The organism is Rhodobacteraceae bacterium Araon29 (genome assembly GCA_039640505.1).
Classification (GTDB): Bacteria; Pseudomonadota; Alphaproteobacteria; order Rhodobacterales; family Rhodobacteraceae; genus CABZJG01.
Genome location: CP046865.1, coordinates 1070909 through 1094343, shown reverse-complemented (window position 1 = coordinate 1094343; position 23435 = coordinate 1070909). Strand labels below are relative to the sequence as shown.

Here is a 23435-nt window from a genome sequence, read left to right as displayed (position 1 = left end):
CAGTTGCAAACCGAGTTCACGCACAAACCGTGAGAGCATACTTTTCTAAGTAAAAAGTCATTTGTAGATTATGAAATTTGAACCGATTCAAGCTGAACATCGTAAAAGAAATTGAATATCCAGAAAAACGCTACATTTTGTCGACGCAACCTGAGAGTACATCATGAAAAAACTATACCGTATTTTCTTAATTTTTGCCCGTGAAGCCGCTTGGATAGCCGTCGCAATTGCTTGCGTTTATGGCGGGTATCGCGGGTACCAGTATCTTGGTGAAAATCGTGAAATAGTTGAAATCCAACCCGTTGCGCGGCCCGTTGCATTGGTTGAAACCATGGAAGTAGCGTTGTTCGAGCAACCTTTGCCCTTAAGATCGGAAGGTTTTGTGAGCCCATACAGACAGGTCAGTGTTTCGGCCCAAAGCGGCGGGCGCATTTCAAACCTACATCCTTCAGTTATCGATCTTGGTACATTTTCAAAAGGCGAAGTTTTGGTGCAACTCGATGATGGATCAGAGCGTGCCTTGCTCAATCAAACCGTCGCAAATGTCGAAGCAACGCAAGCTCGGCTCGTTTTGGTCGAGGCCCAGTTGTCGCGCACTGAAGAGTTGCGGTCTCGTGGCTTTGCCAGCCAACAAGCTCTGGACCAGTTACTTTCACAAAAAGCGGAATTATCCGCTAGCCTAAACTCTCTTATTGCGGCTCAGGAAAGCGCATCTATCGCGCTTAAAAGTAAGCAGATTGTTGCCCCTTTCAGTGGCGCAGTTCTTGAGAAACTGCAAGAGGTTGGAAGCGTTGTTGCGAGTGGTCAGTCGATTGCCGAGATTTATACCAACAACCAGATGGAGGTCATCATTCCAGTGCGCGAAGCAGAAGCCGCACTGATCCCCGGCATGTTTGAAGACAGCACTGCAAAAGCTCGCGTTAATGTTGGGTTTGCAGGGCAAACATACCAATGGGACGCGCATGTCAGCCGCGTTGATCCAGCTCTTGATCCTCGGACCCGTACATTGAGCGTCTCGATAGGACTTGATGATGTTGGTAAGTCAGTTCTGCTAAATCCAAACTCACCCTCTTTTGGAACAATTCCGGCGTTGATTAATGCTTTTGCCAAAGTTCAAATTGACGGCATTGAACAGCAAAACACATATGCAATTCCGTCAACAGCGGTCCGCAGTGGCAATCAAATATGGGTTTTTGAACCACGCGAACAGGACCGTGGTACACTGCTATCGGTTGACGTACGCCCCACCCATTTCGACGGTGAGACAACCTATGTCATCGTCGACGAATGGCCGGTTGGAACGCGCTTGATACTGACCTCGCTCTCGGCGCCGACACCGGGCATGCCTCTGCGTGATCTGACAATCGAAGGCACCGAAATGGCAGCTACGGATCTGGGGGATTAAATCCATGAATGTTATGATTAAATGGATGGCGGAACACCCCGTTGCCTCGAACCTTGTTATGGTTTTTGTTGTCATTTTAGGTGCGATTACAGCACTTGGAATGCCGCAGAAAACCTTCCCTGACTTTACGCTTGATACAGTCAGCATTTCAGTAAGCTATCCCGGTGCTTCGCCCACTGAAATTCAGGAAAGCATTGTGCGCCCAATCGAAGATCAGCTTGCAGGTATTGATGGAATAGACAGTATCACTGCGACGATCAGCGAAGGGCGTGGCGGCCTTTCCGTTTCTTTTCTTCGAGGGTCGGACATTGATGAGAAGACCAAAGAAATAAAAAATGAGGTTGATCGGATTACTGTGTTCCCAGAGGACGCCAACGATCCCGTGGTTGTTCAACCTAACAACTCAAGCCGTATTCTTGAAATCGCCCTACACGGCAATGCCAGTGAGACCGTTCTGAAACAGGAAGCAGAGCGGCTCAAGAGCGAACTGATAATGTTAGACAGCATCAGCTTTGTTGAAGTTGCCAATACCAGAGATTATGAAATCTCAATTGAGGTCAGCCGAGATGCATTACAATCTTATGGCCTGACTATGAATGAGATCGCTAGGGCCATCCGGCAAAACTCATTAGAGCTTCCGGGTGGATCAATTGGAACCGATACAGTTTCAATACCTATTCGGACCAAGGGCCGGAATTATACACAGGCTGATTTTGAAAATATAGTTGTCCGCACTGACAATCTTGGCGGCGAGATTTATGTGCGCGATGTGGCCACGGTCATTGATGGCTTTGTCGATGCAGATCTTACAGCAAGTTTCAACGCTGAGAATTCTGTTTCAATCAATGTGTTTCGTGTCGGAGACGAACAAATTTTAACAATTGTTGAGGATGCACGTAATCATCTAGACACAAGCTTTGTCCCATCGCTCGGGCCAGGACTTAATGCAACAATTTGGCAAAACGACGCCGAGGGACTTCAGGATCGAATAAACCTTCTGGTGGAAAATGCGGCCCTTGGTTTGGCTCTTGTCGTATTATGCCTCGCGCTCTTTTTGGATATTAGGCTGGCTTTCTGGTCAGCCGTTGGAATAGGCGTGTCTTTCGCTGCAACCTTTATTGTTCTTGGGGCCCTTGATCTTTCAATCAATCAAATTTCCCTTTTTGGTTTTATCCTTGCGATTGGTATTGTGGTGGACAATGCGATTGTCGTCAGTGAAAACATTTACCAAAAAGGCGAGAACGGTTTAAGCCCCGTGCAAGCGGCTGTTAAAGGCACGCAAAGAATTGCAATCCCTGTGGTTTTTTCAACTTTGACCACAATCGTAGCCTTTTGGCCGCTGTTACAATTGCCGGGAACATTGGGGAAATTTCTTGCCGACATTCCGATTGTCGTCATGGTCGTTCTCGCACTTTCATTGGGACAGGCATTGTTTATTTTGCCGCGCAACCTGAGTTCTCTTGATGTCTCACCTGATTACCGTCCAAACCTCGTGTTTCGGTTTCTTGGGCTCATACGCAGCGCAGTGAATGGCCTGCTGCAGTGGATAATTCGCTATCCCCTAGATGCAATTTTACGGCTAACCACCAAAGGATTTGCGATCCTGATCCCAATCGCTTTATCGGTTGCCCTCATGATGGGTTCCGTTGGACTGTTGATCCATGGATATGTGAAATTTAACTTCTTTCCGTCAATCGAAACAGATTTTGTAACTGCCAGCATTGAGATGAATGATGGCACCACGTTTGCAATGACCCAACGCGTAGCCAAAGACGTACAATCAGCTGCGATGCGTGCGGGCAAGACCATGCAATCAAGGCTGCCCAACGCTGCCCCCCCTGTGATCGTTGGGGTGAATATGGTTGTTGGAAAAGGCATTGGCGGCGGTGGTCCTAACGGTGGTAGCGCCGCCGGCGGAGCAACGCTTGCCAATGTGGTTGTGCAAATTACCGACCCAACCATACGGACATGGGACGCCAAAGACTTTGAAACGGTCTGGCGTGAGGAAGTGGGCCAAGTAGCATCCGTCAACAAGCTCACTGTTTCCGCAGAGCTCATCGGCGCAGGTGATCCCGTTGCGGTCGAGCTTTCCTTGCCCGAGGGTCAGGACATTACCCCTGTGGTGGCTGAGCTTCGCGAAAAATTAAGTGCGATACCCGGCGTTTTCTCAATCCGCGATAACAATTCTTCAGGCCGCTTGGAATATGAGTTAGAGTTGAAAGATGAAGCCCGCATTTTTGGTATCACGATCGAAGACCTTGCCCAGCAAACGCGGGCCGGTTTCTTTGGGGTTGAGGCAACCAGCTTTCAGCGTGGGGCCGACAATGTATCTGTAAATGTTCGTTTCCCAATGGAACAACGCGATAGCCTTTCCGATTTACTGGATACGCAAATTCGCACATCTGACGGCTATTTAATACCACTTTCTACGGTCGCTTACGTTCGCGAAGGGCTTGCCCCGACGTCGATCCTTCGACGGAACGGTCGGCAGGTGACCACTGTGACAGCAGATCTAGATGTGTCAGTGGCAACGGGCAGAGAAGTCAATACATTGATAACCAGACAAATCCTTCCGCTGATCAAAGACAGTAACCCCGGCTTGCTTGTTGATCTTGGCGGTGAGCAACGCACACAAGGCGACGCACAAGCCGCTCTTAGTAAGGCGCTTGGCATAGCACTCTTTATTATTTTCGCACTGCTCGCACTCGTTTTCCGGTCTTACGTCCAACCAGTTGTGGTGATGTTTGCAATCCCGCTAGGCCTTATCGGCGCTGTCACGGGCCATTTGATATTGGATATACCTTTATCCCTACTGTCTATATTTGGGATCATCGGCTTGGCAGGAGTGGTGATCAATAACTCACTTGTAATGGTGGATGTTTATAATGAGTTCATCGGCAAGGGGATGGAAACACGTGAGGCAGTGATAAAGGGTACCAAACAGCGTTTTCGCCCGATCCTGCTGACGTCTCTGACCACATTCCTTGGGGTCTACCCTTTGATTATGGAAACATCACTGCAAGCGCAGTTCTTGATCCCTTTAGCTGTTTCTATTGGGTATGGGGTTCTCATTGGCACGTTGATTATAGTCTTTACTGTCCCATCAATTTTCATGGCGCAGCACCATATCACCTCCGCAATCAAAGCCGCTATTGCTCTTTCCAAACCTCAAAAGGTATCTCACGTAAAGAGCGATGAAACCAGCCTTGATGAGCCTGAAACAATTCGTCTTGTAGCGGCCGAGTAATCACTTCTAGGTGCTAAATTTAGCATATAAACCAAGCGTCTATGTCCTCAAAATGGCGCCTAGATTGTCCTAAACCGGTTTGAGCATTCAACCCGGTTGCAATCCTGAGGGCGAGACTGCCACCGATCCGTCCATCCTGTCAGGTGCTTGGGCAATGCGCATGATATAATATAAGATCTTACCATTTAGTCCGTTACCTTTTTTTGTTTTTAAAGAACAGCGACTTGATATTTGGCTCTTAGCTGCATTTTCTGGATCTGAGTTAACTTGCGTTTTATTAAAACTGGATAGGGCAGCACAAAACGTTTGGCGAAAAATACTGGAAATAACTTCTGGATAAAGTTTCAAGCGTTTTACTGTTGGTGTTGTAAGCGTATAAGAACATACAAAGTTTTAAGTTTTGCGTTGATTTTAGGAAAAACATGCAGCTTTTCGAAAATATCATAAATGATCGTGGCTCGAAATACTCTGTATGTGGCGCGCCAGCCAGCTCAAAAAAGGACGCACTTAACGTCGTTAAGGCGCTCAAAAGGAACAAGAAATATTCTAAAGCGACCCATAATACTTGGGCGGTTCTACTAAGTGAAAGCGGACCGATAAAAAATGATGATGGTGAGGCTGGAGCAGGTATAGTTATCGTAAAAATGCTTGAGCGAGAACAACTATTTGATCATGTCATCGTCGTCACAAGATGGTTTGGCGGGGTTCAATTGGGTGGGGACAGGTTCAGACGTGTGAAAGATTGTGTGAATTTCTATCTGGAAAGGCTTTAAATGCCCTAACGGCTAAATTCACCAAATCATGTGAAATATACTGGTAAACCGCCCTGTACTTTTAGTGTAATGTAAGAGATTTAGGGGCATAAAAGCGTTGCTTTTCAAACCTCACGCATCGAGCTTTTTAAACTATAATTTTTCTACTCCGTGCACAGCGCTCATGAGGGTTCTGAACGAGAAGTATTTACTCGCAACGCAGAAAGCACCAATTCTTTGCAGCAGGTACTTCCAAAGTGTGCATACCTTTTGAACTGGTTTGTCCCTATCTTTAGGAGCCAGGGGCGAAGGTAGGAGAAAAAATACAGACTAAGTTGATGTGCTTTTAGAGGTAGTCAAACCAACTCATCATTGGCATAAACACAACAATTATCTGCAGGAAATTGCAAATTGATTGTATCGGCTGGAATTTCCATGTCACGCTCGGCTTTGACTTTGATTGTAAACTCGCCAAACGTAGAGCTGACCAATTTGTAGTTTCCAAGGTCTTCAACTCTTTGAACTTGAGCAGCAATAGAGTTTTCATGGCCCGCATCCACAATCCCGATATATTCTGATCGAATGCCAAGTTTTAAAGAAGCAGCCTCGACATTAGATAAATCAGTCGTAGTGTTTATAGTTGTATCCCCAAAGGATACTGAGCTCTTTCCAACGGCCTTGCAATCAAAGAAGTTCATTGCAGGCGCACCAATAAAATATCCTACAAAAGTTGTTTTTGGACGCTCAAAAAGTTCAGATGGAGTACCAACCTGTACGATATTTCCCGCATCCATCACAATGATATTCTCAGCGAAGGTCATGGCTTCATTTTGATCATGCGTGACGTAAATCAACGTTGAGCGATATTTTTGGTTAATTTCCTTCAACTGTCGGCGCAGGCGGAATTTCAAATCAGGGTCAATCACCGTCAGTGGTTCATCCATCAAGACAGCAGCAACGTCATCGCGGACCAAACCGCGACCCAAAGATATCAATTGCTTCTGATCGGCGGTCAATTTACTAGCAGATTTTTTTAGCAGAGCCTCTAGGTTTAGTGCCTCGGCCACTTCTTGCACTTTGGCATCAATTGCTGGCCTTTCAAAATTCCGGCACACCAACGGGAATGCTAAGTTCTGTTCAACCGTCATAGTTCCATAGATAACTGGAAACTGAAACACCTGCGCAATGTTGCGCTCGGATGTGGATAAGCTGGTCACATCTTGGCCGTCAAACATTAGCCGGCCTTCAGAAGGCTGCACAATGCCAGACATAATATTTAACATTGTAGTCTTTCCACAACCCGAAGGACCTAAAATTGCATATCGGCCTCCGTCAACCCAAGTCAGACTAAAAGGGTTCAACGCATAGGTCTTATCTGCCGCTTGCGGGTTATAAGAATGCGCAATGTTTTGAAGCGTAATTTCAGCCATTATTTTATTCCGCCATATGGTGAGGACTTTAAGTTTCCATCCGGCGCAAATGCATAAAGATGTTGAGTATCAAATTGCGCTTTGACGGTTTCTCCGCTGTTGAAATTCTGAACTGAATCCAACAAGCCAACCACCTTGACGTGGTCTTGTTTCAGATGAAGGAATGTTTCCGACCCGCTGATTTCAGACAACTCGATGGTGAAGGGAAAGCCCGCCTCATCTAATGTAATCGCAGCAGCTCTTAGGCCGAACGTATATTGACCCTGAGGTAACCCCTTACAATGCTGCGGTAAATCAAACTGGATATTTGGGCTTAAAACAACCTTTCCTTCAGCAATAGTGCCGCCAAACAAGTTCATCGCAGGATCATTTGTAATTTGTGAAACTTTGGTCGAACTGGGGTTTTCATAAACTTCCTTTGCACTGGCCTGCTGAAGGATCCGCCCCTCGTCCATAACCAAGATTTGCCCGCCCAATTGCATCGCTTCTACTGGATCTGTTGACGAGTAGATCAAAATGGCATTCTCAGACGCTTTTGCATTGAAAATATTTTTGAACTCTTCTCGCAGCTGTTCCCGAAGCTTGTAATCTAGATTTACCAGTGGCTCGTCTAGCAACACTATAGCAGCCTCTTTCACCAAGGACCGGGCCAAAGCAACTCGCTGTTGTTGACCACCTGATAGAGCCTGGATCTTGCGGCTTTCAAAGCCTTCCAATCCAACTTGCGCCAAGGCTTTCATCACCCGGTTATTAATCTCACCTGCTTGCATACGGCGCTGTTTCAGCGGAAAGGCAACATTTTCATAAACAGTCAAATGTGGGTAGTTTATGAACTGCTGGTACACCATCGCAACTTCGCGCTTCCAAACCGGAATGCTGCCAAAGTTGCGCCCATCTAGCATCAAGCTGCCACTATCAGGTGCAATCAAACCCGCAATTGTTTTCAACAATGTGGTTTTACCAGATAGCGTACGTCCGATGATTGTATAGATTTCGCCCTTGGACATTTCAAAACAAATGTCATTCAAATGATATTCCGCATCAGGCTTCAGACATAGGTTTGAGGCAGTGAGTGACATTTATTTTAATGCTCCTGAAAGGTTGCCTTTTGACAAATACCGCTCAACGATAAAGGCCACTAAGATAAGCGGAGCCACGCTGACAAGCGCCGCTGCCGATAGGCTCCACCACGGGGTGATTGACGAATTTAAAGCCACAATTGCAACAGGCAAAAGCTGAACTTCTGTAAAGGTCAAAATAAAGGAAAAGAAAAAATCAGTCCAACCAAAGATCATGCAAAACATACCAGCCACCACGATGCCCGGGATCGAGTTTGGCAGGACAACTTTGTAGAATGCCTGATAGGGGTTGCAGCCATCAATAAGCGCTGTTTCATCTATTTCCACTGGCACCTTGTTGAAAAAATCAACCATGATCCAGACTGCTATTGGCATAAGCAGGACGATATATACAATTATCAAGCCCATCAAAGTATCCAATAAGCTGAATTTACCCAGCATAATGAAAAATGGGATTGCTAAAACTACAGGCGGCATAATTCGCTGCGATATAAAGAAAAAGGTGATGTCGTCATTGCGAATAAAACCGGCTTTGAATTTAAAGCGCGATAATGCATAGGCTGCCAATGTACCTAGAATGATACTAATTAGACTGCCTGCACATGTTACAAAAATACTATTGAAAAAGGGCTCTACGATATTAACACCGCCTTGTGCCGGAGTTTTCCAAAGCGATTGCCACCCTACGAGCGTAGGTTCGAAATCAACAAAGGGGATATATGTTGCGCCATTGGTAACCGACTGGAAGTCCTTAAAAGATGTCGAAATGGCCCATAAGAACGGTGCGATGACAAACACTGACCACAAAGTGACAGCAAGGTATTTGAGAGTGGTGTATAACAATCGCATGATTAATTACCCCGCACCATCAGTTTAACCAAGATTTTTGCAATGATGGTAAAGCTGATGATCATGATGATCAGATAGGTCAAAGACAGCGCAGCGGAATATCCAAATTGGAATTCGCGCAAACCTTTGATGAAGATGTAAAAACTGGACGTTTCTGTTGCCGTACCCGGTCCACCGGACGTAAGAACATAGACCGTGTCCATGATTTTAGAGGCTTCAATCAACCGGATAATGATTGCCCCGATAGAAATCGGCGCCATCAGTGGAAAAGTCACGTAGACGAATGTCCGAATAGGGCCAGCACCATCAATCGAAGCGGCTAGAAACGGCTCTTTCGGTAGGGAGAGAAGGCCTGCTAACAGTAAGAGAAACATAAACGGTGTCCACTGCCACACTTCGACCAAGATCACTGTGAATTTGGACAAAATCTCGCTGCTAAGCCACAGGGGCGTCATCCCAAAATTACTTAGCAAATCATTAACTGGACCTAAAGATTCGTGAAAAAATGTACGCCAGATTACCGTCATAATAACCGGAGTTGTCATCATCGGGATTAGGAACAAAACTCTAAAAAATCGCTGGAATACGATATCTTTCCAAACCATCAGCGCCAAAGAAAACCCGATAACATACTGTAAAAATACAGTTGTTAGGGACAACAGGCTGAGGCGGCCGAAAGCCTCCCAGAACCGCTTGTCATCCGTGAAAAGGCGTATGTAGTTTTCCAAACCGATAAAATCTAGAGCCGGGTAGAAACTATCCCAACTGGATAAACTCAGTCGCACAGTGAACCCGATTGGAAATATCAAGATACCAAGCAGAACTAGAAGTCCAGGAAGCAAGAACAGATATTTATGTTTGAAATTCATTGATCACCGCCTTGTTTTAGAAAGAACGCCCCAAAGCGAGGGGCGTTCCAATAGTCTTTTATACTATAGTTTAGCTTACTCTGCGTCTTCCAGAGCTACGCCAATAGCATAAGCTTCGCGAACTGTATCAGCACCGATACGTTTCACAATTTTTTTCCATTCAGCGGCAACCTCATCCAAGGCTTCCTGCGGAGACAACTGACCCGCCAAGGCTTTGGATGTGCCTGTTGCAACAGCGCTGTTGAATTGGAAGACACCCGGTACCCGTAATGGGAATACACGGTTTGTGCTGCCTTCTTCCATTTCCATCAGGGTATCTGCGTACTGTTTGGCAATTTCTGGATCCCACCCCTGGCGTTCAACATAAAGCTCAGGCACAAAGTCTGATTTTTTGAATGGGTTCACACCGAACCGGCCAATCGCGATATCGGCTTGGTGGTTCGCGTCATTGGCAAAGAAGCATAGATAGTCAAAGGCCATTTCATGGTTTTTGCTCTTCTTCGCAACAGCTGCTGTCCAACCCCACACGATGTAAGGTGCCTGATTATAGGTATCTTCCCAAGCTCCACTGGCTCGGTTCCAAACCCGGTTAGATCCCGGCAATGGCGCTGCACCAACTTTGTTCTTGATCGGACTATCATCTTGCATCGCGGCAACAAAAGCATCATCCCATGAGAAGCTGAACAATGTTTGTCCGCCACCGAATGAATTAATTTCGTCACCCAAACTAAAGTTAATGCCACCAGGAGGCACATATTTGGTCGCTTCAACCCAATCGGTCAACGCTTCTACGAACCCAGGACCGTTAATCAGAGGCTCCATAGTTTCAAGGTCGAAAAAGAACCCACCTTTTACTCGTGGATTTTTCGAATAAGCGACAGAACGGCTGAAGAACGCAGCAAACATAAGGTCGTCTTTTTTCATAACTTCGGCAGAACCATATTCCAGTTCGCCATCATTATCCCAATCCCAACCATTGAAGAATGCGGCCATCTCGCCATACTCTTTCCAGGTCTGCGGAACCCGCAATTCATTGCCAGTTTCCGCTTTATACTTGGCCTGATATTCAGGGTTATCAATCACGTCTTTGCGATACTTGAGGTAATGCCGGTCCCCATCGATTGGGAACTGAATCATTTCGCCATCCCATGAGTTCACATCAATGTGGCTTTGCGTAACGTCTTGCATTTGACGCATATTCACATATTTCGCGGGCACTGGCTGCAGATATTGCTTCCAGTCACGGATGAAGTTCGAAAACCCAAAAACGATGTCATATGGTGACTGACCTGCTTGAAACGGCACCATCGCTTTTGAGTATAGATCACCCGCAGGTGTGTGTATGACGTTCACTTCTGCACCTGTTAAGGCACTGAACTGCTCGGCATGCAGGGCTGTTGGCTCACCCATAACAGGCACTGCGTGCGTATTGATCGTCAGCTTTTGCCCACTATAGTCTTTCTGAGACATGGCCTCATAAGAACATTCACCTGCGATATCACCAGTGTTTTTGATATGCGGAAACTGATCACTCCATTTATCAGCCTGTGCGGACATTGCCATAAGGCTGGCCGTCACCGCAGCAGTACCGATGCTTAATGTCTTCTTCATTTCTTCCTCCTCCTAGTTTTAATTTACTCGTTCTTTCGGGGATTTTGTCAATGGATTTCCATTTAAATCATGGATGATTAATGGTGTCGGTTTCCATAGACAAGTACTGAGCAGGCCTTTAGGCTCAGAACATTACTTCACCGCCGTTGGGCGAAATACAACTCCCATGGAAAAAACTGCCCTCGGGTGACGCCAAAAGCGCTACAGCCGGTGCGATTTCATCCACTTCAGCAAAGCGATTTAATGGAATTGCTGCTTTTAAGGTGTCCAGTAATTCGTCTGCTAGCGGTGTCAATAGGTCTGTGTTTGTGACGCCTGGTGCAACCGCATTGACCAGGACACCTGTGTCGGCACATTCCAAGGCTAGAGCGCGCGTGAAGGTGGCGTTTGCACCTTTGGCAGCACAGTAATGGGTCAGTGTTGGGGCGCCCTTGTAGGCCAATTGAGATGTGATATTGATGATGCGGCCAGTGCCGCGACGCTTCATATCCTTATACACAGTCTGGCTCATAAAGAATGTGCCTTTGACATGCACATGCAGCATTCGCTCAAAACTTTCCTCGCTAATATCTTCAAATGCCTCTGTGATGTTGTGTCCAGCGTTGTTGACCAAGATATCAACATCGCCCAGCGCAGCTTTAGCGTTACTGTAAAACTGTTGTATTGCAGCAACGGACGACACATCACACTCAGCCGCAAAACTTTTGCGACCCAAGGCTTCGATCTCTGACACCGTATCTTTCGCTTTTTCATCATCGCGATAATGGCAAAATGCAACGTCCGCCCCCAGTGATGCGAGCGTTAGAGCAATGCCTCTTCCGATCCCTCGTGATCCACCTGAAACAATCGCGACTTTTCCATCAAGTTTTCCACCTGACATAGCTTATTCTCCTCTTTATCCTATAATTCGACTAAGGATGAGCAAATATCGTGTGTTGAACAAACTAAAATTATGCTCAAAAACGAACATTTTCCACGAGTTTGTGTTCATTTTTTGAACAATGGACTACCTTGTGAGAGGGATGATGAACTTATAGAGTTGCGTTGAGGAGAGAGGAATGGACGTTAGCGATTGGGAAGTCAATATTCCAAGTGGGTCACAAATACACCGTGTGCCAAGTGTAGTTCCTGCAGTTAATGACAGCTGGACACGGTGCAGGGACTTTGGCCTGAGCGCCTCTGCAAAGCCTGCCGAACTTGTTCTAAGCGAAGAAAAATTCAAATATGTTTTGGATCAAAATGAGAATATAAGGCATCTCGTACTTCCTGAGTTGGAACTCCTCTATAACCAGATTGCAGGCACCAACTTTATGGTGGCCTATGCAGATGGCGGAGGTGTTGTTCTTGATTCTCTTCAAGACCATAATTTCAGGGCTGGAGAAGGGGGGAAAACCGTTATTCCTGGCTCAGTATGGGTGGAAAAACACCGAGGTACAAATGCACTTTATCAAGCCATTCACACGCGCCAACCAGCCATCGTTCGAGGGCACGACCATTTCTTTCACAAGTTAAGCGATTTATCATGCTTTGCGGCTCCTATCTTCGATCATGAAATGAATCTTGTAGGAGTGATTGACGCAACTTCGAACGCAAAGGCGAGAAACGAACATACTTTGGCACTGGTCAAGTTGGCAGCATGCAATATAGAGAACCGTATGTTTACGGAACACTTTTGTGGCTCGCTCATCCTGATGTTTCATGCTCGCCACGAATATTTACCAACAACTAGTGTGGCTATGATTGCAGTTGATGATTACGGCTTTATTGAAGGCGCTAATTCAAACGCAAAAGCTGTACTCAGTGGTCTTGATATTGGCCGCAAACAGCATTTTGGAGAGGTTTTCGCAGTACAATTCTTCGACATAGTAGATCAGGTCAGGTCAAACGACATCATCTCAATTAGAGACCGTATGGGCGCAGTTGTATTTATGAGGGCCAAACAGCCCATAAGCCGCCGGGTGATTAACGTTGAGGGCGATCTTATCATCGACAAGGGCGAGGCCCGACCACTTGGTCTTACTAACCGGTCAAGTTCTACAGAACTACATAAGAAAAGAACGCAAACCAAACTAATATGCACCTTTGAAGACGAGGTTTTGGTTAAAGAAATTGCCGCCGCAGCGCGTGCTATGGCGCTTGGCCTGCCAATTACAATTGTTGGCAAACACAGCACAGGAAAAACAGAAATTGCGCGGGAAGTGAACAAGCAAGCATTCGGCGACATTGCACTTACGATCATTGATTGCCATCTGCTTACAGTCGACAACTTTGAGGCTTATCTATTTGGTGAGAACGGTAGGATTTCGTTTTTTGATAGGGACACTCATGCCGCAACGAAAGGAAAGCTTTCTTTGGCGCGCGGCGGGGCCGTGCTTTTCAAAAATGCGCATACTTTAAAAATTGAAATTCAAAAGGTGATTGCCGCAGCAATCAACTATGAAGACGATGAATTTCAACTGGAAGAGCGCCCTTTTATACGCGGTTGGTTGTTTTCCGGTCCGCTAGATTGGGAAGAAAGTGCTGAGTTTTCCAAGCGCTTTGCCAATGCGATCGGTGGTCGACGCCTCACAGCCCCCAACTTGTCGCAAAGGACAGATTTCGAAAAAGTAGCCTTGGCTATTTTAAACTCTAACTCGTCTGAGCATATTCTGTCGCCCGCCGCTTTAAAAATTCTAAAGGCCGAAAGATGGCCAGGCAACTTTACTCAACTAAAAAAGACAATCAAGCAAGCAGTGTCCGTTTCAAACGGGAAAGTGATAAGACAAGAAATTCAAGAGGCGTTGAATTCCTTTATCGAAGATGGCGTAAAGCCGTGTCCAAATTGTATCGGCTCTCCTGTGCGTGAGGAAACCTGCATAATGATCCAAAGATGCTGGAACGAAACAGGTGGTAATGTCAGTCTAGTAGCACGGCGTTTAGGGGTTTCTCGCAATACTGTCTACAAACATATTAACAGTCTTTAGCCCCGCTCTACCTCGAGTAGTGCTTAAATATTGTTCGCTTTATGGTGCGAGCTAATCTGGTGGCAGACACCTTCGATGCTTCAAATTTTACAAAAATACCTAAATCTATCCAATAATCACTGACGCCAGACAGGTCACGTATTTTTAAATAATTACCTGCTTAAAACCGCTCTAGTTGTTACGACCTTTCATTGTGCGCCGCGCCTTCGCAGTTCGATCCGCAAGTGGTGAAATTCACCAATGCGGTGGTGGCTTATCGGCGGCTATTTCTGCGTCCTGCCTCTCACGCTCAAACAACATTTCGATCATTCGCGTTAGTCGATTAATTTGCGTTTGTTGTTTGTTGACAACATCTGAAAGTTCTTCAACGGTTTTATCCAGATGTGCTACATGGGACTCCAAACTCTCAAGTCTATCTTGTGTCATTGATTGCCTTATTTAGATGCTATTGTGCAGATTTCAAAATTTCTCGATATTGCACAATAAGACTTCAACTATCGTTAAAATGGTCTTTTATCACCAACTTTCCAAACATACTTTGTAAATTTGTAATTACGCCACGATTTGTAAAGCCGGTACTACCGTCCTGTCAAACCGCATGGTGAACCGCTTATAATCAAATCATACATGGACACAGGTATAGTATCAAAATGCCTCAAAGATGGTGTGAAAGTGTCTAGATCATATGCAAGCTGCTGGCAGCCTGAGTCAATTTTCCACACATTTGCGGAGGCTTTATTCATGCACATAAAAATTGATACCTAAAACCTATCCTGCTTCCTGAACTCATTCCGCGAATTTTTTTGAAATTTCTTAAGAAGGCATGTTGATGGCCGCAAAGGGACCAAGACAAGACTTGCAATCTAGGCTAAATATATTGTTCCCTTGATTGACTTCGAGTAATTATAGACGACCAAGCCATTATAATGCACCAAAGAGTATACACGCCCATCCTGATCCGCGGGCCAAATACGTAAGAGACTGACGTGGCAAATGCGACATTCATATTTAACGAAATGCCTATGTCATGGCGTGCTGAACAAGATTGAACTTGAAAGAGACAAGCTCTGGTTCTTTTTCACAATGCTGATCATCCTAGGCGCAATCAGCGGGCACTAAGGGTGCCAACAAAGAAAAAAGTGCCTAGAAACTGCGCTGGATTGTTTTGCAAGTTGACAAACAAACCCTTAAACCCAAACCACGAACGGGAGTGAGATAGATGGCTAATTTTAAAGACTATACAATTCGAACACGTGATGATCTTGAGCGCTTTGAAACCGAGATGACGCTTGATCAACGTTTGCCAGAGCGCAGTATCCTAGATGTATTCATTGCCAGTGCCGCACAGCACCCAACCTCAACTGCTATCACAATGCTGATGACCGGAGCCCAAGACGAGCAGCCACGCCGCATGGATTATGCTCAGTTGTTGGGAATGATCCGACGCGCTGCGAATGCGTTTTCTGCGTTGGGCGGCCCTGCACCGGGCGTCGCCTATATGCTGCCGTCTTTGATAGAAACCCATGCAACGCTGTGGGCCGCAGAAACAGCCGGTTACGCCGTTCCAGTCAACTTTCTTCTGCAACCTGAAAGCATTGCCGAATTGATCAAGGCTTCGGGTGCAAAAATTCTGGTCGCCCTTGGACCGCATCCACAATTGGACATCTGGGAAAAAGCGCTGGAATTGCGCGACCAGATTCCCGGCTTGGTGCTGGTTCGTGTTTCACCCCCAGGAACCCCAGACGAAGATGGCATCGTTGATTTTGGAAAAGCCTTGGCCAAACAGCCGGATGATCACCTAATATTTGGTGAACCGCGTGGCGGCGACGATATCGCGGCCTATTTTCATACCGGCGGAACCACCGGTGTGCCAAAACTTGTTGCACACACGCATCGCAGTCAGCTTGTCTCAGCGTTTGGCGGTGCAGCTATGTGTGGATACACATCCGACGACATATTGACGGCAACACTGCCACTGTTTCATGTCGCCGGAACTATTGTTGCGGGCCTAAGCGCCTTTATGGCTGGGGTTGAACTGGTCGTCATGTCGCCTGGCGGATTGCGTAATCCTGCGATTGTGAAAGGGTTCTGGAGGCTTGTTGCACAGCATAAGGTGACTGTGGTTGGCGGCGTTCCAACTGCAATTGGCGCGGTATTGCAAGAGCCCGTGGGTGACAACGACATCAGCGCTCTGCGAACCGGATTGACAGGCGCCGCCTTACTGCCCCCTGCTGTTGGGACACGTTTCAGGGAGGTAACCGGATGCCATCTGCATGAAATACTTGGAATGACAGAATCGTCCGGACTTGTCAGCATTGATCCATTATCTGGCCCAGGTTCGGTGGGCTCTGTTGGGTGGGCGTTGCCCTACACAAAGGTCGAAGTATTACATTTGAACGAGGACGGAAGTTTGGGCGAGCCGTGCACTACCGACGAGATCGGCGTGATTACAATCTTAGGAGATCACATTACGCCCGGTTACCGCGACCCGGAACACAATGAAGGCACTATCGATGCTGGCCGGTTAAACTCAGGCGATCTGGGATACAAAGACGCCCAAGGCCGTATCTACGTGGCAGGCCGTTCAAAAGATCTTATCATTCGCAGCGGCCATAATATTGATCCAGCCATGATTGAAAACGCGATGGCTACGCATCCAGAAGTTGCGCTTGCTGCAGCTGTTGGAATACCCGACGCCTATGCTGGCGAGCTTCCCATGTGCTTTGTCGAATTGCTACCGGATGCCAACGTCAGCATTGAAGAGCTGCACCAGCATGCGCAAAGCTCAATTGACGAGCGCCCTGCTTGGCCAAAAATCATTGAAACCATAGACACCATTCCCCTGACCACTGTCGGCAAGATTTTCAAACCAAGCTTGCGCTGTGATGCGGCTAAACAAAGGGTCATGGAACTGCTGCAGGATGAACTTAAGGTCGCAAACCCACTGGTCGAAGTTGTTGCCGGAGGCTCTCGAGGAATGCGCGTTACCGTGACCCTGTCCAAAAGCCAGCAATCCTCTGTTGCGGAACTTGAGAGGGCGCTGTCAGCTTTTCTGTTCGAGGCAAAGGTTCAAGTGGCCTAGCGAGAGCTGCTTTTTATCAGTACGTTCCTTTGTCTGAGGCACAGCAAAAAAACTTGAGTCTGACTGGCAAGATCAGGCTAATCTTTAAAAGGATATGAATGTTGCGCTTGACGGTTGTTTCACAACCCTTTGAGCTCCTTTTTGACCCAATTTAAGTTCCTTTTGCAATGCTATCTCTTATACGGTTTAGTTCAAAAAAATGAAATGACCTGTTCGCTCTGATGATGAAGCAAACCTCAATTATGGCGAACGAGATTGGCACGAGGCTGTAGCGCAATATTGAGATGGATCGCAGAGTGTATGTTACGGCGGGATTAAATTCGACGGATAAAGTGATGGGCAAACTTGCACAGAGAGACTTAAAACTGTGAGCGTATCAGGCGCTTTGATTACGCTGACCCACGCCGGCCCAAAAGCCATACAAAAAATACGCCACCGACTAAGCCAGTGATGATCCCGATGGGCATATCTTCGGGGGCCATAACTGTACGGGCAGCGATATCGGCCCAAAGCAGAAGGATTGCCCCAACCAAAGCGGAAACAGGTAAAACCCTAAGGTAATCTCCTCCTACCAGCATCCGCACGATATGCGGAACCATCAGACCAATGAACCCTATGATGCCTGAGAAGGCAACCATCACACCAGTGATCAGCGCACCTACGACAAAGACACTTAGGCGAAACCGAGCAACCGGGATACCAAGCGTAGAAGCGGTTTCATCGCCGACCGTCATTGCGTTAAGCGCGCCGGCTTGGCTAAAGAGCCAAGCACCGCAGGCGATCAAAATAACCAACGGATAGATAAGCTGGTTCCACTGTGCGAGGCCCAATCCACCAAGCATCCAGAAAACTACTGTGTGGGTTGCACGAGGGTCACCCAGAAAGATTAAGACATTTGCGCCAGCCATGATGATAAACGATACGGCGACACCTGCTAGCACCAAACGGTCTGCACTTGCAGCATCTGCAAAGCGTGACACACCAAGCACTAGGGTGGTTGCAAATAGCGCCCCCAAAAAGGCCAGAAGCGGAACCGTCAACAGACCGATGAACAATCCCGTGTGAAGAAGTGCGAGGATCGCTCCAAAGGCCCCACCAGAGGAAATACCCAAAAGATGCGGATCGGCCAGCGGGTTACGGGTAACGGCCTGAAGGCTCGCGCCGACAATCGCCAATCCCGCGCCTACCATCATCGCCAGCAGCGCGCGGGGAAATCGGATGTCCCAGACAATAGCCTGGCGCCCTTTGCTCCAAGTCTGTTCGATAAGATCCGGTGACAGTTTACCAATCAGCACGCCCCAGACCGTGCTTGTAGACACTGGAACGGCTCCAACTGAGATCGCGATGGACAGTGAGACCACAAGTATCGCCACGCCGCCAAGCACAAGCGGGATAACGCCTCTGCTGCGGTTGCTTGAAGATTGGGGACCTGTGATCTCACTCATTCGGCTACTGGCCCCAAAAGGCGTTCGCAAGGGTCTTGATTGCCCGGATGTTGCGTGGTCCCGGGGTTGCTTCAACATATTCCAAGGTCACGAAGCGGTCGTTTTTGACAGCGTCAAGGTCTGCAAAGGCTGGGTTCGACATCATGTAATCACGCTTCTGCTCGGCTGTCACATTGCCGTAGTTGACGATGACGATCACTTCGGGATTGCGCTCGACAACCTCTTCCCAAGTGACGCTGCCCCAACTTTTATTAAAGTTATCCATGACATTTACACCACCTGCGGCTTCGATAAGCGCCGTTGGCATAGCGTATAGCCCGGCGGTAAAAGGTGCATCCTCACCACTGTCATAAACAAAGACCCGCAAGGGGGCACCGGTTTCAAGGTTGTTAGTGAACTCGGCGAGTTCCGCGCGATAGCCCTGAACAAGTGTATTTGCTTTATCTTCGACACCAAATATGCGCCCCAAATTTAACAGGTCGCTATACATGTCTTCGATGCTGGCTTTATCCTTCTGCATGATGTGGGTGCAGCTTTCGGTCAGCTCGTACACCTGAATGCCAAATGGTTCTAGTGTCTCCGGGGTAACCTCGCCGCCAACCTTCATGCCATAGTTCCAACCCGCAAAGAAAAAGTCTGCATCCGCTCCGACCAACACCTCTTTGGAAGGGTATTTTTCAGACAGCTCAGGCAGTTCTTCAACGCCTGCGCGCATCTCTTCATCGAGCGTTTTCCAACCTGAGATGCCGGTATAGCCAACCATGCGATCTGCAAGGCCAAGCACCAGCATCATCTCAGTTAGATTTACATCATTGGAAATGGCCCGCTCTGGAGGCGCGTCGAAAGTCACTGCCCGGTTGCAGCTTTGCACGGTGGTCTCAGCCGAGGCCACCCCTATACTTAGAAAGATAGCGATGGGGGATAGAAGAAACTTCTTCATATGGTATTCCTTTGTTCGATAGGTGGAAGGTGAAGTAATCGGTATCGCTCGGCGCAAGCCGTTCGCGGCGTGCGCTTACATCAAAAGCGTGGGCCAACGCCTGCTCGGACAGCACCTCAGACGGTGGTCCAAAGCCAAGCGACCGGCCAGCTTTCAAAAGCAGAACATCATCGCAAACACCAGCCACCAAATTAAGATCATGCAAAGAGGTTACAATCGTCAGCGGTAGGTCTCGGATTAGCTCAATGACTTCAAGCTGGTGGCGAATGTCGAGGTGATTGGTCGGCTCATCGAGGATCAGCACACTGGGCTCCTGCGCGAGAGCGCGGGCAACCATCACACGCTGCCGCTCACCACCCGATAAAGTGCCCAATTGCCGATCCGCAAATTCTAGAAGGCATAGGCGCTCCAAGGCAAACTGCACAATTTGTGCATCATGTGCTCCACTTGCCCCACCGAAGCCTCTGCGATGCGGGATGCGCCCAAGCGCGATGATCTCGCGCACAGTTAGCGCAAAATCTGTTGGTTGCTCTTGTAAAACTGCTGCTATGGTGCAGGCAACATCACGCGCGGATATCGACCAAATGTCCGTGCCATCAACTTTCACAGTACCAGTAGTGGGAGGGTGGTAGCGGTATAGCAATCTGAGAAGTGTCGATTTACCTGCCCCATTGGGCCCCACAACACCAAGGACCCGCCCGGGCGCCAAGTCGAAGCTAATTGGATGAAGGATCGTCTTGCGACTTCTAGGCACGGACCAACTGGCGCTCTGTGCCGAAAGGCTTACCGCCGTGATCGCTTTTTTGCTTGTGGCAGACACACTTTGATCCGCTCCGAGCGTAACGAAATCGTTTGCTATATCTTTCATTGCACATATGCCTTTATGTTTTAGAGCAGTCCAGCACTTTGACCGGAGCCACGTTTATACTGCATATTCTGGGGTAAGATAAGTCACAAGCGGTGAGTTGCTATCAATCGGTGGAAAGAGTCCAAGTATGCTTGCCCTAAGAGCTTCTGGACGGTCTTCACGTTTCAGAAAGCCTTCTGTGGCTGCGTTGTATAGCGACACAAATTCCAACAACGCATCAACATGGTCAGCTCGGTCAGGATCGAGGTCACCAAACACATAGGTGAAACACTCTCGGGCGCTCAAGGACGCAATGCAGGGGCGCTTGCATTGGCTCATGCAGCGCACGCCTCTGAGCTCAAACACCTTTTTGCCATCAATCCGATCCAACACCGCCTGCGCAAGTCGGGCTCCTCCCCTCGTTTTGGTTAGGGCCTCATTACCATCACGGCAGGTGAGACAAATTGATAAAACCGACGTTTCGACAACCATTTTGAACCTTACTAACATGTAATGTTATAACATTGTTATCAGGTAAAGAATCTGTTAGATAAGGTCAAGCGCAATTTCAATCAGGAGCAAAATGCGGTGAATAAAAGGCCAAGACGCACATCTTATGCAGGCTGTCGGTCTTTTACATACCGGAATTTATGCAGTCTGTTAGCGGCATTGCGACATTCATAGATTACAAACTGATAAAAGAAATGCCAGCTGCCGACCTGTGAGTACGCTCGCCCGCATTCCAGCCCATTGAAAGGAAAAATCATGGAACAATCTTCACAAGTGCCAGTAACGGTATTGACCGGTTTTCTTGGTGCCGGAAAGACCACCCTATTGAACCGCATCCTCACTGAACGTCACGGCAAGAAATACGCCGTGATCGTGAATGAATTTGGAGAGGAAGGTATCGACAATGATCTGGTTGTCGATGCTGATGAAGAAGTTTTTGAAATGAATAATGGCTGTATTTGCTGTACTGTGCGTGGTGACTTAATTCGCATTCTCGGCGGTCTGATGAAGCGTGCAGACCAGCTTGACGCAATCATTGTCGAAACAACCGGCCTTGCAGATCCCGCCCCTGTCGCTCAGACGTTCTTCGTTGATCAAGAAGTCGCCGACCGTACCAAATTGGATGCAATTGTCACGGTAGCAGATGCGGTGCACCTTGATACACAATTGGGCGAGCATCACGAGGCTGAAGAGCAAGTCGCATTCGCGGATGTTGTCTTGTTGAACAAGACCGATCTTATCGATGTCAACAACCTTGAAAGTGTTGAGGCGCGCATCCGTAAAATCAACCCTTACGCTAAAATCATCAGAACTGCGCGTTGTGCGGTACCGCTTGAAGAAGTCGTCGGACTAAATGCGTTCAGCTTGGACCGTGTGCTTGAGGTGGAACCAGACTTCCTCGATTCTGACCACGATCACGACCACGACGATGATATCACTAGTGTCTCTTTTGTTTCTGATACTAAGCTTGACTTTGATAAATTCCAAACCTGGTTCGGACAACTTTTACAAACACGTGGCCAAGATATTTTAAGATCGAAAGGCATCCTTGACTTTGAAGGTCACGAGGAACGCTATGTTTTTCAAGGGGTTCATATGCTGATGGACGGATCGCCAATGGGGGCTTGGCCAAAGGGCAAACCGCGCAGCTCGCGCGTCGTCTTCATCGGCCGAAATGTTGAAAATATGGGGCTGAGGGAAGGGTTTGAAGCTTGCAAGACGGTGTAATTTCGGATTTACCGCCCCGTCAGCAGCCTAGCCAAAGGTTCGAAGAGACAGAGCTAGAGCGCAGAGGCATGCGCCTTGAGCTCGAAGCACCCGTGACAGGAGCGGTTTCCCTACCGGATTGCATTGCTGTAGGGTTTGGAGATGGGACTATACGGTTCTTCCGTCCCGGCCTGCCGCACACTGTGACACAGGCGCATACAGGCGTAGTTCTTTGTATGGCAGCTGATGGAGATCATATTGTAACCGGCGGAGATGATGGTCGGTTCCTTCGTATTTCGCCTGACGGCAGCATTAAGGAACTGGCTAGCTTCGGCACCAAATGGGTTGATTGCGTTGCCACAAGCCCTGATCATTATGCCTGTTCATCGGGCCGAACAGCACATGTTTGGTCAAAGGGGCAACCAAAAGCCACATTGCTAGAGCATGTTAGCACGGTGGGAGGAATAGCCTTTGATGCAAAAGGCAAACGTTTGGCCGTGGCGCATTATGGCGGCGTAACACTGTGGGAGCGCCGCGAGCGTCGGTGGAAATCATCAAAACTGGTTTGGAAAGGTTTTCATGGCGCTGTGACCTTCAGTCCAGATGGAAAGTACGTTGTTACAGCTATGCAGGAAAAGGCGCTCCACGGATGGCGTCTACGTGACAAAGGTGACTTGGCGGTGGCAGGATATCCTGCAAAGATAAAGAGCTTTGCTTGGATTGGTGATACCCCCTATCTTGCCACATCTGGGGCCGACGAAGCGATCTGCTGGCCATTTGATGGCACGCATGGCCCGTTGGACCGTTCACCCGTTTGCGTGGCTCATGGCGGCAAACAAATAGCAACCTGTGTAAGCGCTCTGTCTGGGGAAAATGCAGTTTTTACAGGCTTTAGGGACGGCACAGTGCTATTAGCCGAACTTGACGAGAGTAAGGATGCAATCGTTTTGAGAGGCGCAACGGGTATTGAGGTGACAGCCATTGCCGTAACAGCCTCTTTGTCACACGTGCTCATTGGCGATGAAAAAGGGCATATTTTATGGGCGCCGCTTTGGGCAGGAAAGTAAAATGCCAAATCTATTGAAAGTCGTGGCGGTGGCAGAAACACCCATGAGGTAACTTCATTCTAGCAGCCAGTAGCCGAACAAAATAAACTAATGAAAATGCTTCCAAAGAACCGATTTGGTTTTTCTTGGATGT

Annotated in this window: 19 protein-coding genes; 7 read left to right on the top strand and 12 right to left on the bottom strand. The window is 47.8% G+C overall.

Annotated features, from left to right (window positions below):
• The first annotated feature begins 163 nt into the window (after window positions 1-163).
• Window positions 164-1405: an efflux RND transporter periplasmic adaptor subunit gene (locus tag GN278_05050; GenBank protein XAT60236.1), complete on the top strand. Its 1242-nt coding sequence runs from the start codon at window positions 164-166 to the stop codon at window positions 1403-1405.
• A gap of 25 nt (window positions 1406-1430) precedes the next feature.
• Entirely contained in the window at window positions 1431-4652 is a 3222-nt protein-coding gene (locus GN278_05045; GenBank protein ID XAT62550.1) for an MMPL family transporter, read from the top strand.
• An 87-nt stretch (window positions 4653-4739) separates the two neighbouring features.
• On the opposite strand, the gene GN278_05040 is transcribed toward GN278_05045, so the two are convergent.
• Window positions 4740-5000, bottom strand: coding sequence for a hypothetical protein (locus tag GN278_05040; GenBank protein ID XAT60235.1), 261 nt, complete (start codon window positions 4998-5000; stop codon window positions 4740-4742).
• A gap of 74 nt (window positions 5001-5074) precedes the next feature.
• Between GN278_05040 and GN278_05035 the strand changes: the two genes are divergently transcribed.
• Window positions 5075-5425, top strand: coding sequence for a YigZ family protein (locus GN278_05035; protein ID XAT60234.1), 351 nt, complete (start codon window positions 5075-5077; stop codon window positions 5423-5425).
• Between the two features lie 335 nt (window positions 5426-5760).
• On the opposite strand, the gene GN278_05030 is transcribed toward GN278_05035, so the two are convergent.
• The 6 genes from GN278_05030 to GN278_05005 all read right to left on the bottom strand — a co-directional run bounded on the left by GN278_05030 (window position 5761) and on the right by GN278_05005 (window position 12122).
• Window positions 5761-6834, bottom strand: coding sequence for an ATP-binding cassette domain-containing protein (locus tag GN278_05030; protein XAT60233.1), 1074 nt, complete (start codon window positions 6832-6834; stop codon window positions 5761-5763).
• Complete coding sequence (locus GN278_05025; protein XAT60232.1) at window positions 6834-7913, bottom strand: ATP-binding cassette domain-containing protein; 1080 nt, start codon at window positions 7911-7913, stop codon at window positions 6834-6836. The genes GN278_05030 and GN278_05025 overlap by 1 nt, the downstream gene beginning before the upstream one ends.
• Window positions 7914-8762 carry an ABC transporter permease subunit gene (locus tag GN278_05020; GenBank protein XAT60231.1) on the bottom strand — a complete coding sequence of 283 codons (849 nt, stop codon included), beginning with the start codon at window positions 8760-8762 and terminating at the stop codon, window positions 7914-7916.
• A gap of 2 nt (window positions 8763-8764) precedes the next feature.
• The gene (locus GN278_05015; GenBank protein ID XAT60230.1) at window positions 8765-9631 is read right to left on the bottom strand and encodes an ABC transporter permease subunit; all 867 of its coding nucleotides are present in this window, start codon (window positions 9629-9631) and stop codon (window positions 8765-8767) included.
• A gap of 75 nt (window positions 9632-9706) precedes the next feature.
• A complete protein-coding gene (locus GN278_05010; protein ID XAT60229.1) occupies window positions 9707-11242 on the bottom strand; it encodes an extracellular solute-binding protein in 1536 nt (511 codons plus the stop codon).
• Between the two features lie 124 nt (window positions 11243-11366).
• Window positions 11367-12122: an SDR family NAD(P)-dependent oxidoreductase gene (locus GN278_05005; protein XAT60228.1), complete on the bottom strand. Its 756-nt coding sequence runs from the start codon at window positions 12120-12122 to the stop codon at window positions 11367-11369.
• A gap of 178 nt (window positions 12123-12300) precedes the next feature.
• Between GN278_05005 and GN278_05000 the strand changes: the two genes are divergently transcribed.
• Window positions 12301-14205: a sigma-54-dependent Fis family transcriptional regulator gene (locus GN278_05000; protein ID XAT62549.1), complete on the top strand. Its 1905-nt coding sequence runs from the start codon at window positions 12301-12303 to the stop codon at window positions 14203-14205.
• 234 nt (window positions 14206-14439) lie between these two features.
• Here the strand turns inward: GN278_05000 and GN278_04995 are convergent, their stop codons facing one another.
• Window positions 14440-14631, bottom strand: a complete 192-nt coding sequence (locus tag GN278_04995; GenBank protein XAT60227.1) for a SlyX protein — start codon at window positions 14629-14631, stop codon at window positions 14440-14442.
• Window positions 14632-15424: 793 nt separating this feature from the next.
• On the opposite strand from GN278_04995, the gene GN278_04990 reads away from it, so the two are divergent.
• On the top strand, window positions 15425-17287 hold the full coding sequence (locus GN278_04990) for an AMP-binding protein (GenBank protein ID XAT60226.1): 1863 nt from the start codon (window positions 15425-15427) through the stop codon (window positions 17285-17287).
• 389 nt (window positions 17288-17676) lie between these two features.
• Here the strand turns inward: GN278_04990 and GN278_04985 are convergent, their stop codons facing one another.
• The 4 genes from GN278_04985 to GN278_04970 form a co-directional block, all read right to left on the bottom strand.
• Window positions 17677-18732 carry an iron chelate uptake ABC transporter family permease subunit gene (locus GN278_04985; GenBank protein ID XAT60225.1) on the bottom strand — a complete coding sequence of 352 codons (1056 nt, stop codon included), beginning with the start codon at window positions 18730-18732 and terminating at the stop codon, window positions 17677-17679.
• Between the two features lie 4 nt (window positions 18733-18736).
• Window positions 18737-19672 (bottom strand): ABC transporter substrate-binding protein, encoded by a 936-nt coding sequence (locus GN278_04980; protein ID XAT60224.1) that lies wholly within the window; start codon window positions 19670-19672, stop codon window positions 18737-18739.
• Entirely contained in the window at window positions 19611-20468 is an 858-nt protein-coding gene (locus GN278_04975; GenBank protein ID XAT62548.1) for an ATP-binding cassette domain-containing protein, read from the bottom strand. Before GN278_04975 ends, GN278_04980 begins: the two co-directional genes overlap by 62 nt.
• A 126-nt stretch (window positions 20469-20594) precedes the next feature.
• The gene (locus tag GN278_04970) at window positions 20595-21029 is read right to left on the bottom strand and encodes a DUF1636 domain-containing protein (protein XAT60223.1); all 435 of its coding nucleotides are present in this window, start codon (window positions 21027-21029) and stop codon (window positions 20595-20597) included.
• Between the two features lie 255 nt (window positions 21030-21284).
• On the opposite strand from GN278_04970, the gene GN278_04965 reads away from it, so the two are divergent.
• A complete protein-coding gene (locus GN278_04965; GenBank protein XAT60222.1) occupies window positions 21285-22256 on the top strand; it encodes a GTP-binding protein in 972 nt (323 codons plus the stop codon).
• Window positions 22241-23302, top strand: coding sequence for a WD40 repeat domain-containing protein (locus tag GN278_04960; GenBank protein ID XAT60221.1), 1062 nt, complete (start codon window positions 22241-22243; stop codon window positions 23300-23302). Before GN278_04965 ends, GN278_04960 begins: the two co-directional genes overlap by 16 nt.
• Window positions 23303-23435: the final 133 nt, after the last annotated feature.